The sequence below is a fragment of the Amycolatopsis sp. NBC_00345 genome (assembly GCF_036116635.1).
Lineage (GTDB): Bacteria > Actinomycetota > Actinomycetes > Mycobacteriales > Pseudonocardiaceae > Amycolatopsis.
In genome coordinates this window covers 2027655-2043186 of the sequence record NZ_CP107995.1, presented here as the reverse complement: position 1 = coordinate 2043186, position 15532 = coordinate 2027655, and the positions used below count along the sequence as shown (strand labels likewise).

Here is a 15532-nt window from a genome sequence, read left to right as displayed (position 1 = left end):
GGGCTGCCGCGGTGGCCATCTCGGGGTGGTGGGTCAGACCGCCTTCGGGCTGCGGCTGGCCGAGGCGGCGGGGACCCAGTAACTGGTGTACGACGTGTCCGTGCGCTGCCCGGCCGCGTTGGCGCTCCAGGCCCGGACGGAAATCACGTACTGCGCCTGGTCCGCCGGCACCGTGAACTCGAACGTCCCCGTGCCGTCGGCGCCCGGCTGGACGGTCACGTCCGGACCGGGCCCGCTCGCCGTCCCCACGACGTAGCCGTAGGACGCCAGGCCCGGCTGGACCGGGGTGACCGTGCAGCTGATCACCTGGCCGGGCCGGACGTCCCCGCTCGCGTCGCAGGTGAGCGGCGGGGCCGCCGAGCGGGGCGAGAACGAGTAATACCCGGCTTCCGAGACCGTGCCGTCGGCGAACGTGGTGGTCGCGTTCAGGTACTCCGAATCGGTGGTGAGCGGCGTCAGCACGATGCTCGCCGTCCCGTCCGGGCCGGCGGGCACGGTGACCGGGTCCCCGCCGCGGTAGCGGTAGGTGTAGCTCACCGCACCCGGGATCGGCGACGTGAAGGTGAACGTGCCCGGCGTGGTGACGTAGGCCCCGACCGCCCACTTCGGGAACTCCACGCTCGCTATCGTCGGCCCGTTCGTTTCGGCCACGACGTTGACCTCGTTCGTCGCCGACACCAGCCCGGCCGCGGTCGTCGTGCGGACGTGCAGCCAGTGCTGGCCCACCTGCGCCGGGACGATGGTGACCTGGGCCGTGCCGTCCGGTCCCGCCGGGATCGTCACCGGGTCCCCGTAGTCCCAGTCGTAGGTGAAGGACACCGAACCCGGCAGCGTGGCGTGCAGGGTGAAAACGGCGGGGTGGGCGGTCATGACGCCGTCGGGCACGTCGACCGCGGGCAGGCCCCGGTCGATCGCGATCTGCTCGCTGCTCCGGCCGGACAGGTTCCCGTTGGTCATCCGCGCCCGCACGCTGACGTCGTAGCGCTTCTCGGCGTCCGTCGGCGTGACCGTGATCGTGGCGGTGCCGTCCGGGCCCGCGGGCAGGGTGACCTCGGGCTCGTCGTCGATCTTGTAGAGGTACTCGGTGGCGCCGTCCTGGCCGTGCGGGCTGAACCGGCACTGCCGGGTCTCACCGAGGTAGGCCCCGGACGGCGCGCAGGCCATCGAAGGACTGTCGTCGCCCACGAAGAACCGGTAGTCGCCCGACGGCCCGCTGTTCCCGGCGACGTCCACTCCGTACGCGGACATGCTCATCGGCCCGTCGGCGCGCGGGGTGAACCGGACCGTGGCCTTGCCGCCGGGCCGGTCGACCGCGATGTAGCCGCTGTCCGTGTAACCGGCCTGCCACTGGAACCCGGCGATGTCGGTGTTCCCGCCGGCGTCGAGGGTGAAGTCACCCGGGATGCCGATGCCGCCCTTGCCGGGGCCCTCGTAGGTGTAGTCGGTCGAGGTGACCACCGGTGCCGTCACCGGCGCCGTGAAGTCGGTGGTGAACCGGCAGGTCTCGCTCCACGCGCTCGAGACCAGCGAGTCCGTCGCGCGGACCTGCCACGCGTAGGTGACGCCGTCCGCGAGTCGCGCGTCGGGGTCGTAGTGCGCGGTGGTGCCGCCGTAGACGCCGAACTTGCCGGTGGCCCGCTGGTCGGGATGGTCCACCGGCCACCAGGCGAACTCGGTGATGAAGTTCGGGTCGTCCGGGTCGCCGACGGTCGCCGACAGGTTGGCGTCACCGTGGCGGACGAGCGGGGCGTCCGCGCAGGCGTGCGTCCCGGTCTTCAACACGGTGGGCGTCGCCGGTGGCTGGTTCTTCTGCATGCTGACGTACAGCAGCGGCCGGTAGGCGCGGCCGAAACGCGGGTTGTACTGCTGGCCGTCCGGCAGGCGCAGGACCATCGTCAACGAGGTGCGGCCGGCGTCGATCGCCTGCTGCAGGGCCGGTGCGGCGTCCCAGTCGAGGTAGTCCGACGGGCAGACGTCGAGGCTGCCGGGGCCGGGCAGCTTGCTCAGCTCCTTGGGCTGGTCGTCCCACGTCGGCGCCTTCTTCGCCGGTGCCGTCACCCACAGCTCGGTGCCGCGCGGCGCCGAGCAGTCGGCGACCGCGGTCTCTTTTCCGGACAGTTCCGCGGAAATCACTTTCGCGCCGCGCAGTCCGGAAAGGTCGAAGGTGAAGTAGGACTTCGAAACGTGCTTCTGGTGGTCAGCCGTGACCTTCGCGCCGATCGGCGCGTCCCCGGCCGGGTTGACGAAGCTCTTCCTCGGCTGGGCCGAGTCCGTGTAGGACCACGACGTCGACTGGATCGACGTGACGATGGTCGCGTCCGCCGGTGCCGCGAGCACCGCGGCCCCGGTCGTGAGCAGCGCCGCGGCGACGGCGAGGACACCCGCTCTCGCGGGCAGGGTCGATCTTCCAGAGCCCAAGAGGCTCACCCCCAGTGTACGGCGGCCGCCGATGCGGCCGATCCGCTACCGACACGCGCGAAGGAGGCGGACGGTTGCCCCGAAACGGGCTCGGGGCGGACGAATCTCTTCGACCGCCCCGAGTTCCGGTTGGTTACTTACCGCTCGGGCGCCAAGCCCACGTCCGCATCGGACAGTGCCCGGTCGTAGACGTGGGGCCTACCGCCGTCGGGGAAGCCGACCGCGCGGCGTTCAGGCGCGGACGTCGGCCCGCGGGATGGCGTCGAGCAGGCGAGCCCACTCGGGGTACTTCGCCAGTTTCGCCTGGTGCAGCCCGGCAATCTTCGCACCGACCGCGGGGTCGCCGTCGTCGGTGAACCGCACCGCGGACAACCGGGCCAGGCGCGGCAGGATCTCGTGGTCGCCGGCCAGGTGCACCGGGTCGTGCAGGTACCGCTCCAGGGCTTCGAGGCCTTCGACGCCGACGCAGTACGCGTGGGTGTAGCCCTCGGCCGGGTCGCCGAGGTCCCGGCCGACCGTGCCGAAGGCGGCCGACTCCACGCCGGCCGTGCGCCGCATGGCGGCCAGCACGGCCTCGCGGCCGGCCTCCCCGACGTCTTCGCGGAAGCTGAACCGCAACAGGTTGACGATCATGTAATCCTCCAGAGTGAACGCGTGAGTTCAATTTAGCGAACCGACGGGTCCGTTGTAAACTGCGCGGGTGACCAACGCGACCGGGTCCCGCGGCCGGATCGACAAACGCGAGGCGATCCTCACCGCCGCCTTCGCCGTCTTCGCCCGGCTCGGCTACGACCCGGCCGGCGTGCAGGAGATCGCCGCCGAGGCCGGCGTCGCGAAACCCACCGTCTACAACCACTTCCAGGACAAAGAGACGCTCTTCCGGGCCGCGCTGGCGGCCGCCGCGGAGCAGGTGGCGGCGGCCAACCTCGCCGTCGTCGAAGGGATCACGCCGGACGGCGACCCGCGGCGGACCCTCGGCCGGGCGGCCCGCGCGCTGGCCCGACGGTGCTGCGACGAGCAGTCCCGCGCGCTGCGCGGCCTGACCCACGTCCAGCTGGGCCGGTTCCCGGAGCTGCTCACCGACGTCCACGCGGTCACGGCGGGACGGCTGGGCGACGCGCTGGCCGACCGCCTGGCCCGGCTCGTCGTCGCCGGGCACCTTCGCCACTGCGATCCGGCGCAGGCCGCCGAGCAGTTCCTCGCGTTGCTCACCGGCCCCCTCGAACGGCGCTCGCGGCTGGGCACGCGGCCACTGCCGGCGGCCGAGGTCGACGAAGTCGCGGACCAGGCGGCCGACACGTTCTTCCGGGCCTTCGCGGCCTGAGCCACCCTTCGCGGTTCCGTCACGAGCTCCGGGCGAGAAGGCACGATAAGCCGCCCGCCCCGCCGGAAGCCAGGGGCGTCCAGCAATTGGACACCTGGAGATGCCCAATTGACAGCGCGGGCGCTCGTGCCGTTCCCTACCGCCAGAGTTTGTCTTGCGGCGAAAGGAAAGAAGATGCCCGTCGAGTTCGTCGGCATGATCGGCACCCGGGACGCGAGCGAGACCCGGCCGGCCAGGGGACCGGTGATCGACCCGGGTTACGTCCGGCGGTTCGCCCGCGCCCACGAGGACGGCGGCTTCGACCGCGTGCTGATCGGCTACGGCGCGGGCTGGCCGGAGGGCCAGCAGGTGGCGGCCTTCGCCGCCGCCCACACCGAGCGCCTCGGCCTGCTGATCGCCCACCGCCCGGGGTTCGTCGCGCCGACGCTGGCGGCGCGCGCGTTCGCCACCCTCGACCACTTCAGCGGCGGCCGCGTCGCGGTGCACACCATCACCGGCGGCAGCGACGTCGAGCAGGCCCGCGACGGCGACTACCTCGGCAAGGACGAGCGCTACGAACGCACCGACGAGTACCTGGAGATCCTCAAGCGCTCCTGGACGTCCGCCGACGCGTTCTCCCACCACGGCAAGCACTACCGGCTCGACGGCTACACCCCGCAGGTGCGGCCGCTGCAGAACCCCCGGATCCCGGTGTACTTCGGCGGTTCCTCGGAAGCGGCCTACCGGGTCGGCGGCAAGCACGCCGACGTGTTCGCGCTCTGGGGCGAGCCGCTGGCCGAGACGGCCGAGCAGATCGCCGCGGTCCGGGCCGCGGCCAAGGCCGCCGGACGGCTCACGCTCCCGGGGATCAGCGTGTCGTTCCGCCCGATCCTCGGCCCCACCGAAGACCTCGCCTGGGAACGCGCGCAGCGGATCCTCGACACCATCACCGCGTCCGGCGCGGCGAAGGCGGCCCGCGAGTGGCGCGACGGCGGGAAGCCGACCAACGCCGGCAGCGTCCGGCTGCTCGCCGCGGCCGCGAAGGCCGAACGCCACGACCGTGCACTGTGGACTCCCACCGCCACGGCCACCGGCGCCGCCGGCAACTCCACCGCGCTGGTCGGCACCCCCGAGACGGTGGCCAAGGCGTTGCTGGACTACGTCGACATCGGCGTCACCACGCTGCTGATCCGCGGCTACGACCCGCTCGACGACGCGATCGACTACGGCAGGCACCTGCTGCCGCTGGTCCGCTCGGAGCTCGCCCGCCGCGAGCGGCAGCCGGCCGCGGCGGCCGCCGTATGACGCTCGCCCCGCCGGCCACGGGCCCGGTCGTCCAGTACCCGGAACGGCCACGGGCCGGAACGGGCACACCGGCGCCGGTCCGGGGATGATGGCGGGCATGCGCATCTCGGCCAGGGCGGACTACGCGATCCGGGTCCTGCTGGAGCTGGCCGCGGACACCTCGCGGCCGATCACCTGCGAGGCCGTCGCGTCCACCCAGGACATTCCGGCACGGTTCATCAAGGCCGTCCTGCGCGACCTGCGCCAGGCCGGGCTGGTCCGCAGCCAGCGCGGCTGCGAAGGCGGCTACTGGCTGGCCGGGGACGCGGCGGAGATCACCGTGCGCGACGCCGTCGTGGCGGTCGACGGCGAGTTCCTCTCCGTCCGCGGCGAACCGCGGCCGGCACTGGCCTACCACGGCACCGCCGCCGGCCTCACGCCGTTCTGGTCCGGCGTCGAGTCCGGCCTGGCCGCGATCCTGCGCGCGACGACGATCGCCGACCTGCTCACCGGCGCGGCCACCGGCCGCGTCGCCACCTGAACCGCCCCCTGACGGAAGGACCCCGAATGACCGACCTCTGGCACCAGCCCCTGCGGCACATCCGCGGCGCGGACCTCACCGGCGACACCAACCAGACGACCGGGATGAAGCGCCTGGAGGCGATCTCCGGCAAGACCGTCGGATCGCGGAAGGTCTGGATGGGCGAGACGCACGTCGCGCCGGTCACCAACTCCGGCGACCACCACCACGGCGAGGCCGAGACGGCGATCTACGTCAAGTCCGGCCACCCCGTGTTCGTCTTCGCCGACGGCGACGAGGAGATCCGCATCGAGGCCGGGCCCGGCGACTACATCTTCGTGCCGCCGTACGTGCCGCACCGCGAGGAGAACCCGGCCGACGAAGAGGCGGTCGTGGTCATCGCGCGCAGCAGTCAGGAAGGCATCGTGGTCAACTTGCCGAGCCTCTGGTCCCCGGTCGACGTCCCCGCGGACTGACCGTGGCGCTCGAAGTCGTCGAGTACACCGACCCGGCCTGCCCGTGGGCGTGGGGTTCGGAGCCGAAGTTCCGGTGGCTGCGCGCCAAGCTCGAGGCGCGGCCCGGGCTCGACCTCCGCTGGCGCCGGGTGTACGGCATCCTCTTCGACGACAACGAGGACCCCGCGCCGGACCCCGCCGCCGAAGCCGCCTGGTACGACCAGTTCGTCGCCGGGGTCGCCGGGCACACCGCCGCGCCGCACGCGCCCCGGCTGGCCTGGGTGACGCGCACGAGCTGGCCCGCGTCGGCGGCGGCGAAGGCGGCCGAAGCCCAGGGTTCGCGGCTCGCCGAACGCGTCCTGCGGCGGCTGCGCGAAACGACGTTTGTGCTCGGCACCCCGGCCGACGACACCCCGGGCGTGCTCGCCGCCGTCGGCGACCTGCCCGGCCTGGACGTCGGGCTGCTGCTGGCGGCCATGGACAGCGAGCCCGTGCGGCAGGCGGTCCGCGACGACTGGCGCGAAACCCGCCGCCCGTGCGCCGAAGTCCTCGACATCAGCGCGCCGGGACCACACAGCGGCCGCGCGAAGCACCTCGAACACCACGTGCGCTACGCGTTGCCGACGCTGGCGTTCACCGGACCTCGCGGCCGGTTCGTGGTCCCCGGCTGGCGGCCGCTGGACGAATACGCCGGCGCGGTCCGGGCGGCGACGGACGTCGTCCTCGACGCCGCTCCCCCGCTGACCCCGGCCGAAGCCCTCGACCGCTTCGGCAGTCTCACCGAGCCCGAGCTCGTCCTGCTGACCGGGCGGCCGGAGGCGCCACGGGAGGCGGTGGCAGTTGGTCCACTGTGGACCGATCGGCACAACGCGGCCCACTACGTCCCGGCCCGTGGGAACTCGGCCGCGCGCATTGACTCTCCCTGACCGCTGGGCACAATGGACACCTGACGGTGACCATTTCATGGGGGAGTTCCCGCATGTCTCCGAAACCCCGGCTCGCCCTGCTCGTGGCCGCCCTGGTCGGCCTCGCCACGCTCACCGCGTGCGGATCATCCACTTCGGACGCTTCGGGCGAGGTGGTGCTGCGCGTCGGCGACCAGACCGGCGCCACGCAGTCCCGGCTGAAGGCCGCCGGGCTGCTCGACCACTTGCCGTACAAGATCGAGTGGACGCAGTTCGCCGCGGCCGTCAACCTGAACGAGGCCCTGCGCGCCGACGCGATCGACATCGGCGGCGCCAACGACTCCCCCACTGTCACCGCGATCGCCGGCGGCTCGAAGATCAAGGTCGCGGCGGCCTGGAGCAACGGCGGCAAGGGCACGTACATCCTGGTGCCGAAGGACAGCCCGATCCACACGCTCGCCGACCTCAGGGGCAAGCGGGTGTCCCCGACCACCCGCGGCAGCGTCGCGCACTACCTGGTGATCGGCGCGCTGAAGCAGGCCGGGCTCTCGGACAAGGACGTCACGCTGAACTTCCTCGCCCCGTCCGAGGCGAACTCCGCGTTCGCGACCGGCAGCATCGACGCCTGGGCCACCTGGAGCGTCTACGCGGCCCGCGCCCGCGGCGAGCTCGGCGCGCGGGTGCTCAGCGACGGCGCGGGCATCAACAGCGGGCTGAACGTCCTGTCCGCCACCGACACCGCGCTGGCCGACCCGCGCAAGCGAACCGCCATCCAGGACTTCGCGAGCCGCGTCGACAAGGGCTACACCTGGTCGAAGGACAACCCCGCGGCGTTCGACCAGTGGTACGCCGGCTTCGCGCATCAGCCGATCGCGGTGGCCACCCAGGTCCGCCCGGACGAGACGACCTACCAGCGCATCCCGGTCGACGCCGCGCTCGCCGGCCAGCTGCAGAAGACCTACGACACCTGGGTCCGGCAAGGGCTTTTCCCCGGCGGCAAGGACCTGAGCAAGTACCTCGACTCCGGCATCGATCCGCGATGAGGCACCCGCCTCACGCCGGCACGACGGGCAGGATGAGGCGGGACGGCCGTAGCTCGTCGTGGAACACGGACTGTCCGGCGACCCGGGTACGCGTCGCCTGGTCGATCGGGTCGCCCGTGTTGGTATTGCGGTCCCATCGCGGGAAGTTGCTCGACGTGACCTGCAGCCGAATCCGATGTCCGGCGGCGACGACGTGGCTGACATTGCCCAGCGGCACGCGCAGTTCGTAGGCCACGTCCGGCCGCATCGGCTGCGGATCGTCGAACGAGTCACGGAACCGCCCGCGCACGATCCCCTCCGCCAGGTTCTGCACGAAACCGTCCGGGTGAACATCACACAGGACCGCGACGAAATCCGTGTCGACGCCATCGGTCGCGGCGTGCAGAGACAAATCGATCGGGCCGGTGATCTCAATGGGCGAATCCCGCGGCGGGGCGGTGTAGACCAGGACATCGGGCCGAGCCTGGTTCTTGGCCTGGTCGTGGACGCCGCCGCCCACGTATCGCCCACCGGCGGTCGGGACGGGATTATCCGGGTCATAGTGGTAGCGGTCGGGATCTTCCGGGCCCGGCGCCACCGTGGTCAGCGTCCCGTCCCCGGCCGCGGTGTTGGCCGATCCTCCACTGTGGAGGTAGAGCGCGGTGAACGTGGTCCGCTCCAGCGGCCACTGCGCCTCGTCACGCCAGCGGTTCTCACCCATGACGAAGACGCGGACGGGCGCCCGGGGAAGATCCCGTCCGTCGCCCTTGAGGTAGTGGTCGAACCACGCGAGTTGCACGGCCACCAAGGACGTCGCGGCCTCCGGCCCGAAGTCGATGTCGCCGGTGCCCTTCGAGGTCGGCTGGCTGTACGGCAGCAGATGCGCCCACGGGCCCATGATCATCGCCTGGTTCTCCCGCGCGCGTGCGGACATCGCGTGCTCGCGCAGACCGTTGAAGTACTGCGGCGTGTCCCAGTTCGCGATGTCGTACCACGAGCCGAGATGGAGCATGGGAACGTCGATGTTGCGGAGCTGGCGGCGCAGGTCGACCGCCCACCAGTACGCGCCGTCGGCCGAGTGGTGCAGCACGTCCTTCAGGAACGGCGCGGTGTCGCCGAAGGCGTCGATCCAGTCAGTCAGCGGCAGGTGCCGCAGCGCCTCGTCCCGCAGCGGCGAGAATCGCATCGAGGGATCGGCTTTGAGCTTCTCGAGCCGAGCCACCCGATCGGCATCCTCGCTTCCGGTCAAGGCGCCGAGCGCCATGTTCAGGAAGTAGCTCAACGTCCAGTTCAGTTCGAGGGCGCCGCGCTGGTACCAATAGTTCTCGAACGCGGCAAGCGGAGCCGACACGGGAACGCACGTGATGAGGTGCTCCGGACGCTGGGCGGCCGCCAGGTACTGCACCAACGCCCCGTAGGACTGGCCGAAGGTCCCGATCCGGCCGTTCGAGCCGGGAAGACGAGCGGCCCACTCGATCGCGTCGTACCCGTCATTCGCCTCGTAGACGAACGGGTACCAGAGACCTTCCGAACCGAAGCGGCCACGCGTGTTCTGCACGACCGTGAGGTAGCCGTGTGATGCGTAGAAGTCAGCTTCGGTGAACTTGTCGGCCAGGTCGTTTTTCCGGCTGCCATACGGGGTGCGCCGCACGAGCACCGGAGCGGCTTCGACGCCCTCGGGCCGATAGATGTCCGAGAGAAGCCGTTTACCGTCGCGCGTCACCATGATCACGTCGCGTTCGCGCGATACCGCGAAGGGGCCACGTTGGTCGCTCAGGCTCATGACATCCTCCTCACAAACCGGGAGAGCGCGTCCACGACCTGCGCCGGCTGCTCGACGTGGGGCCAATGGCCGCTGGACGTGATCGTCACCAGGCTTGCCCCGGGGAAACGAGCCAGGATCAGGTCGTCGAGAAGCTCACCGCGGATGACCGGATCGCTGTCGCCCACGATGATCTCGACCGGGGCACCGGCCCGGGTCGGCCCGGCGCCCTCCGGATGCCCGCCGCTCCAGGCGTTGAAGGTCGCGGCCACCCAGTCCGGCGTGAGCCGCAGACCCGAATCGAGCAGCCGTGACATCTTGTCCTCCGGCAGGTTCGCCGAGAGCTGCGTCCGGATCCCGCGTTGCTGCTCCTGCTGTCCCCCGCAAGTGCGGAGCGCGCCCGCCATCTCGGCGGGCAGGCTGATTCCCCCGAGCGGCACCGGGGCCAGGAGGACGAGGCCCACGACGCGCTCCGGGCGGCGCACGCTCACGAGCTCGGCCACCTGGCTGCCCATGCTCTGGCCGACCAGGACGACGTCGCCGGTCACCTCGTTGTCCAGGAAGGCAGTGACGTATTCGCCGAAGGCGTCCAGGGTGGGAGACGGGACTTCGCCGAGTTCCACCTGCGCGCTCGCCCAGGGAAGTCCGGCGGCCACCTCGTCCCACGTGTGCCCGTCGTCGAGGAAGCCGTGCACGAAGACGACGGTCGGTTGTTTGACGTGACCGGTCGACGCTGACTGGTTCATGAATTCTCCCGGTGGATCAAGACCGCCGCTGGGCGACGTCGAAAAAGCGCTCGAGCTCGCCGGCGATGTCCGGCCCGGTAGGTTGATAGATGATCTCGGTGACGCCCTGGCCGGCGTAACGGGCGAGCTGCTCGGCGATGTGGGCCGGCGACCCGGTCACCGTCGTCGCGGGCACCGCGCTCCAGCCACCGGCCGCCCACGCGGCTTCGTCCGCCTGGTTGAGCCCGATCAGATGCCGGTCGTGGATGGCCAGGTGGCGTTCACGCCCGGGCTCGGCGGTGATGACCTTCAGCCACTGGTCACCGCCGGGAAGCCGGGTGACGTCGCCGCCGAATTCGTGCGCCGCGTGGTAAGCCAGCGCGTGCCCGGCCCCGGCCGCGGCCTTCACACGGGGCGAGTCCAGCGGTTCCCCGTCCTCGAGCACAGTGCCGTGGATGCCGAGGGCGGCCCAGGTGAACTCGTCCGCGTGATCGGTCTCGTTGTTCACGGTGAAGAGGCCGTCGGCGAGCTCATGGGCGACGGCCAGCCCCTTCGGGCCGAGCGCCGAGATCAGCACCGGAATCTCGACGGGCCGGGCCGGCGCGTAGCCGGCGGGGTGCAGCATCCTCATCGGACTGCCGTCCCACTCCACGGTCTCGCCGCGCAGCAGCCCGCGGAAGGCCTGGACGTACCGCGTCAGGTACGACCAGGTCACCGGACGCGCGCCAAGAGCGCGGGCGCCGTTGAATCCCGTCCCGAACGCGACCGCGACCCGGTCCGGTGCCAGCGCCGCCAGCATCGCCGCGCCCGACGCGTTGACCATCGGGTGGCGCAGGCTGGGGACGAGAACACCGGGGCCGAGCCCGATCCGCCCGGTCTCCCGGGCGGCGAGCGCGAGCATCGCCCAGACGTCCGGGCTCTGCGCGGGAGTGTCGAACAGCCACGCCCGGCGGTAACCCAGCGCCTCCGCCACCGCGATGTGCTCGGGCGACTGCAGCGAGGTCGCGAACTGGCAGGAGATATCCATCGCGCTTCAGCGCCCTTCGAATTCGATCAGCGGACGCGGCTTGCCCGCGCGGTACGCGGCGATTCCGTTCTTGAGGCCCTTTTTCCAGTCGTCGGACTTCAACAGGGGCAGGTACACATCCGCCACGACATTGTCGGCCGCCGCGACGCCGCCGATCGCCCAGGTCCGCACCAGTACCTTGTGCGCCCCGTGGGCCAGCGTCGGACCGTTGGCGAGCTTCTCCGCGAACTGCGTGGCTTCCGTGAGCAGGTCGGCATCCTCGACCACCCGATTCACGCCGCCGTGCCGATGCATTACTTCGGCGGGAATTTCTTCGGACGTGAGTGACCATTCGTAGGCCAGCAGCGGCCCCACTCGCTCAGCCGAGCGGTAGACCCCGCCCAGCGCCGTGACGAGGCCCAGCGTCTGCTCCGAATGACTGAATCGCGCGGATTTCGCCGCGAAGATGATGTCGGCGCGGAGGACGAGTTCGAACGCGCCACCATTGCACAGGCCCTGGACGGCGGCGATGACCGGGATGGGCAGGTGCTCGAGCCGGTTGAACACGTAGGCGAAGTGCTCCAGCTGGGCCGCCCACTCCCCCGGCTCCAGCGCCTCCCAGGGAACGATGTCCCCGCCGTGGCAGAAGTCCGGCCCGTCACCGGCCAGCACCAGCGCGCGGGCCTTCTGGCTGACGACCTCGTCGAGGGCGCGGTCGAATTCGTCGACCATGGGCTTGTGGAACCGGTTGTCGGGCGGCCTCCGCAGGGTGACCGTGGCGACGCCCGACTTGATTTCGAGTCCGATGTTTTCCATCATTCTTCCTTCCGGATCGTGGTTAGATCTGTGCCCGGCCGCCATCGACGAACAGTTCGATACCCGTGACGAAGCTTGAGTCGTCGGAAGCCAGGAAAAGCGCCGCCTTGGCCACTTCGCCGGACTCGCCCAGGCGGCCCATCGGAATGGTCGACGCGATCGTCGCGATGGTGTCCGGCGGTTGCGAATCCGTCAGCGGCGTCGCGATCGGCCCGGGACTCAGGACGTTGGACCGGATGCGACGGTCCTTCAGTTCGACGGTCCATCCCCGGACGAAATTCCGGACGGCCGCCTTGCTCGCGCCGTAGACGGTGAAACCCGAGGTCCCCTTGGCGCCGGCCACGGAACCGGTGAGGATGATGGATCCGCCGTCGTTCAGCAGCGGGAGCGCCTTCTGCACCGTGAAGAGGGCGCCCTTCACATTGATGTTGAAGATCTTTTCGAAGTGCTCTTCCGTGATGTCTTCGAGCGGAACGAACTCGCCCAGGCCCGCGTTGGCGAAGACGATGTCGATCCGCCCATTCGCCTCGACGGTCCGGTAGAGGCGGTCGAGGTCGGCCAGGTCGGCGACGTCGCCCTGAACACCGGTGACGTTGTCACCGATCTCCTTCACGGCTTCGTAGAGTTCCTTCTCCCGGCGTCCCGTGATGAACACATAGGCGCCTTCGGCGACGAAAAGCTTCGCCACCGCGAGCCCGATCCCGGCCGTGCCGCCGGTGACGACCGCTACTTTCCCCTGCAACTTGCCCATGGCCATTACTCCCGATAGTGGTGATGGGACCGCCATCACAATGTCGCTCGACATTGTTCTACTCCCGCCGGTGCGCCCACGTCAAGGTCGACCGACATTGAGATCTTGGTCCGCTCCCGCTACGCTCGGGCCGAGGCACAGGTTTTGGAGGCTTGATGGGCATCACGAAGCAGCAGACAGCAGCGAACAAGGACGCGATCGTCGCCGCCGCGGACGGTCTGTTCCGCGAGCGCGGCGTCGACGCGGTCGGCCTCAACGAGCTGATGGGCGCGGCCGGCCTGACCCGTGGCGGCTTCTACAACCACTTCGCTTCCAAGGACGCGCTCGTGGATTCCGTGCTGGCCAAGGCGATGGCGGACGGAGCCGGCAACCTCGAGCGCGCCATCGCGGCCGCCCAGGCCCGTGGCAGCGATCCACTGGCCGAGCGCGTCGACTGGTATCTCTCACCCGAGCACCGGGCCGACATCGAGTCGGGCTGTCCCAACGCGAGCTTCGCCGGCGACGCCCGCCGGCTGGACCCGGCCGCGCGCGGCCATTACGCCAAGGGCCTCGCGGAAAATATCGACCGTCTCACCCAGACTGTCGACGCCACCGGGCTCAGCGAGGGCGAGCGGCGAACGCGGGCCATCGCGCTGTTCAGCGAAATGGCCGGCTCGCTGCTCCTGTCCCGCGCGGTCGCCGACGCCGACCCGGCCCTCTCCGACGAGATCCTCGACAGCGCCCGCACCGACCTGCACCACCGCATCGGCACGGCCAAGGCGTGAGCATGACGGAAGAGAATGATCGTGCGGCCCAGTCCATCCTGCCGGTCTGGCGCGAGGCGCTGGGTGACAAGTCCGGGGCGATGTTCGGCATGGTGGTGACGCCGCGGGTGCGGCTGGAAGGGGCGATGTTCTCGAGGGGAACTCGGTCGGGCCGGATGTGTTCTACCGGGCCGATACCCTGAAGTGAGCTACTGGATCCGGCGCTCCACGCCCGCCCAGGCCTTGTCCCGCAGCACGTGTTTCTGGATCTTGCCGGTGGAAGTCCTCGGCAGGTCACCGAATGTCACGGTCTTGGGCGCCTTGAACCGAGCCAGCCGTGCCCGGACGAAGTCGATGATCTCCGCCTCCGTCACCGACTCCCCGTCCCGCAGAGTCACATAAGCGGCCGGGACCTCACCCCACCGCTGGTCCGGCACCGCGATCACCGCGACCTCCGACACCGCGGGATGCTCCATGATCGCCTGTTCGACCTCGACCGACGCGATGTTCTCCCCACCCGAGATGATCACGTCCTTGGCGCGGTCGCGCAGCTCCACGTAGCCGTCCGGATGGATCACCCCGAGGTCGCCGGTCCGGAACCAGCCGTCGGGAGCCGCGGCCGCGGTCGCGTCCGGGTCCTTCAGGTAGCCGAGCATGACATTGTTGCCGCGCAACGCGATCTGCCCGGTGGTGGTGCCGTCGGCCGGCACGTCCGAACCGTCCTCGGTGATCACCCGCGGCGTGAACGCGATCATGTTCCCGACCCCCTGACGCGCCTTCAAGCGGGCCCGCGCGTGGGCGTCCAGCCGGTCCCATTCCGGGCGCCAGTCGCACAGCATCACCGGCCCGTAGGTCTCGGTGAGCCCGTACAGGTGCGTCACCTCGAAGCCCAGCTCGCTCATCCGGCGGAGGATCGCCGGTGACGGCGGAGCTCCGCCCGTCGCAATCCGCACCAGCCGCCCGCCCGGTATCCCTTCGCCCGCCTCCTCCGCGTACGCGATCATCGACAGCACCGCCGGCGCCCCGTTGAGATGGGTGACGCCGTCCCGGCGGATCAGCCGCCACACCTCGGCGGGATCCACCTTCGGCAGGCACACGTGCGTCGCCGCGGCGGCGGTGACCGCCCAGGGGAAGCACCAGCCGTTGCAGTGGAACATCGGCAGCGTCCACAGGTGCACCGCGCCCGGGGTCAGCCCGGTGTGCCCGGCCATCGCCAGTGCTTGCAGGTACGCGCCGCGGTGGTGGTACATCACGCCCTTGGGGCGCCCCGTCGTGCCCGACGTGTAGTTGATCGACAGCAACGACCGTTCGTCCGATGGCGTGCGGTGCACCGGATCCGCGGCCGCCAGCCTGGAGTCGTACTCCATGCCGTCACCGTCCCCGGCCCGGATCCGCCGGGGTGGCACGGCCATCCGCGCGACGGCGGCGTCCACCAGTTCGTCGAACGCCGGATCGTGCACCAGCACCGCGGCCTCGGAGTGCTCCAGGAGGTAGGCCACCTCGGCGGCCGCGAGCCGTGTGTTGATCGCGACCAGCGGGACACCGGACCAGGGAACGCCGTAGTGTGCTTCCAGCAATACGTGGGTGTTGGGCGCGAGCACCGCGACCGGGCGGCCCTGCGCCAGCGGTTCCAGCGCCCCGGCCAGCCGGGTGCATCGCTCGTGCAGTTCGGCGTAAGTCCACCGCTGCTCTCCATCGACAACGGCGACCCGTTCACCGTGGGCGGCCGCGGCCCGGTCGAGATAGGCAGTCGGGGTCAGGGGCTCGAACGACAGCTCGGCCAGACGATCGGACAACGTTGCCTCCTTGGCCGGAAGGGCCG

16 protein-coding genes are annotated in these 15532 nt (G+C 70.7%); 8 read left to right on the top strand and 8 right to left on the bottom strand.

What is annotated here, in order from left to right:
- Positions 1-33 precede the first annotated feature (33 nt).
- Positions 34-2418, bottom strand: coding sequence for a hypothetical protein (locus OG943_RS09045; protein WP_442874700.1), 2385 nt, complete (start codon positions 2416-2418; stop codon positions 34-36).
- A gap of 231 nt (positions 2419-2649) precedes the next feature.
- Entirely contained in the window at positions 2650-3051 is a 402-nt protein-coding gene (locus OG943_RS09040) for a Dabb family protein (protein WP_328609253.1), read from the bottom strand.
- Between the two features lie 67 nt (positions 3052-3118).
- On the opposite strand from OG943_RS09040, the gene OG943_RS09035 reads away from it, so the two are divergent.
- From OG943_RS09035 to OG943_RS09010, 6 genes are all read left to right on the top strand, one after another.
- A complete protein-coding gene (locus tag OG943_RS09035) occupies positions 3119-3742 on the top strand; it encodes a TetR/AcrR family transcriptional regulator (protein ID WP_328609252.1) in 624 nt (207 codons plus the stop codon).
- A gap of 174 nt (positions 3743-3916) precedes the next feature.
- The gene (locus OG943_RS09030; RefSeq protein WP_328609251.1) at positions 3917-5026 is read left to right on the top strand and encodes an LLM class flavin-dependent oxidoreductase; all 1110 of its coding nucleotides are present in this window, start codon (positions 3917-3919) and stop codon (positions 5024-5026) included.
- A 97-nt stretch (positions 5027-5123) separates the two neighbouring features.
- Entirely contained in the window at positions 5124-5546 is a 423-nt protein-coding gene (locus OG943_RS09025; RefSeq protein WP_328609250.1) for an RrF2 family transcriptional regulator, read from the top strand.
- A 26-nt stretch (positions 5547-5572) separates the two neighbouring features.
- Positions 5573-6001, top strand: a complete 429-nt coding sequence (locus OG943_RS09020; RefSeq protein ID WP_328609249.1) for a cupin domain-containing protein — start codon at positions 5573-5575, stop codon at positions 5999-6001.
- Between the two features lie 2 nt (positions 6002-6003).
- Positions 6004-6906, top strand: a complete 903-nt coding sequence (locus OG943_RS09015) for a DsbA family protein (RefSeq protein WP_328609248.1) — start codon at positions 6004-6006, stop codon at positions 6904-6906.
- Between the two features lie 53 nt (positions 6907-6959).
- Positions 6960-7928, top strand: a complete 969-nt coding sequence (locus OG943_RS09010) for an ABC transporter substrate-binding protein (protein WP_328609247.1) — start codon at positions 6960-6962, stop codon at positions 7926-7928.
- Between the two features lie 10 nt (positions 7929-7938).
- Here OG943_RS09010 and OG943_RS09005 read toward each other — a convergent pair whose 3' ends face one another.
- From OG943_RS09005 to OG943_RS08985, 5 genes are read right to left on the bottom strand one after another with little or no spacing between them, the layout of a single operon-like run.
- Complete coding sequence (locus OG943_RS09005) at positions 7939-9690, bottom strand: CocE/NonD family hydrolase (protein ID WP_328609246.1); 1752 nt, start codon at positions 9688-9690, stop codon at positions 7939-7941.
- Positions 9687-10415, bottom strand: a complete 729-nt coding sequence (locus tag OG943_RS09000; protein ID WP_328609245.1) for an alpha/beta fold hydrolase — start codon at positions 10413-10415, stop codon at positions 9687-9689. The genes OG943_RS09005 and OG943_RS09000 overlap by 4 nt, the downstream gene beginning before the upstream one ends.
- A gap of 16 nt (positions 10416-10431) precedes the next feature.
- Positions 10432-11421, bottom strand: coding sequence for an LLM class flavin-dependent oxidoreductase (locus OG943_RS08995; protein WP_328609244.1), 990 nt, complete (start codon positions 11419-11421; stop codon positions 10432-10434).
- 6 nt (positions 11422-11427) lie between these two features.
- A complete protein-coding gene (locus tag OG943_RS08990; protein WP_328609243.1) occupies positions 11428-12216 on the bottom strand; it encodes an enoyl-CoA hydratase/isomerase family protein in 789 nt (262 codons plus the stop codon).
- Positions 12217-12238: 22 nt separating this feature from the next.
- Positions 12239-12967: an SDR family NAD(P)-dependent oxidoreductase gene (locus OG943_RS08985; protein WP_328609242.1), complete on the bottom strand. Its 729-nt coding sequence runs from the start codon at positions 12965-12967 to the stop codon at positions 12239-12241.
- A 155-nt stretch (positions 12968-13122) separates the two neighbouring features.
- On the opposite strand from OG943_RS08985, the gene OG943_RS08980 reads away from it, so the two are divergent.
- Both OG943_RS08980 and OG943_RS08975 read left to right on the top strand, forming a co-directional pair.
- Positions 13123-13731 carry a TetR/AcrR family transcriptional regulator gene (locus tag OG943_RS08980; RefSeq protein WP_328609241.1) on the top strand — a complete coding sequence of 203 codons (609 nt, stop codon included), beginning with the start codon at positions 13123-13125 and terminating at the stop codon, positions 13729-13731.
- 2 nt (positions 13732-13733) lie between these two features.
- Positions 13734-13913, top strand: a complete 180-nt coding sequence (locus OG943_RS08975; RefSeq protein WP_328609240.1) for a hypothetical protein — start codon at positions 13734-13736, stop codon at positions 13911-13913.
- 6 nt (positions 13914-13919) lie between these two features.
- Here the strand turns inward: OG943_RS08975 and OG943_RS08970 are convergent, their stop codons facing one another.
- Positions 13920-15494 carry an AMP-binding protein gene (locus OG943_RS08970; protein WP_328612034.1) on the bottom strand — a complete coding sequence of 525 codons (1575 nt, stop codon included), beginning with the start codon at positions 15492-15494 and terminating at the stop codon, positions 13920-13922.
- Positions 15495-15532: the final 38 nt, after the last annotated feature.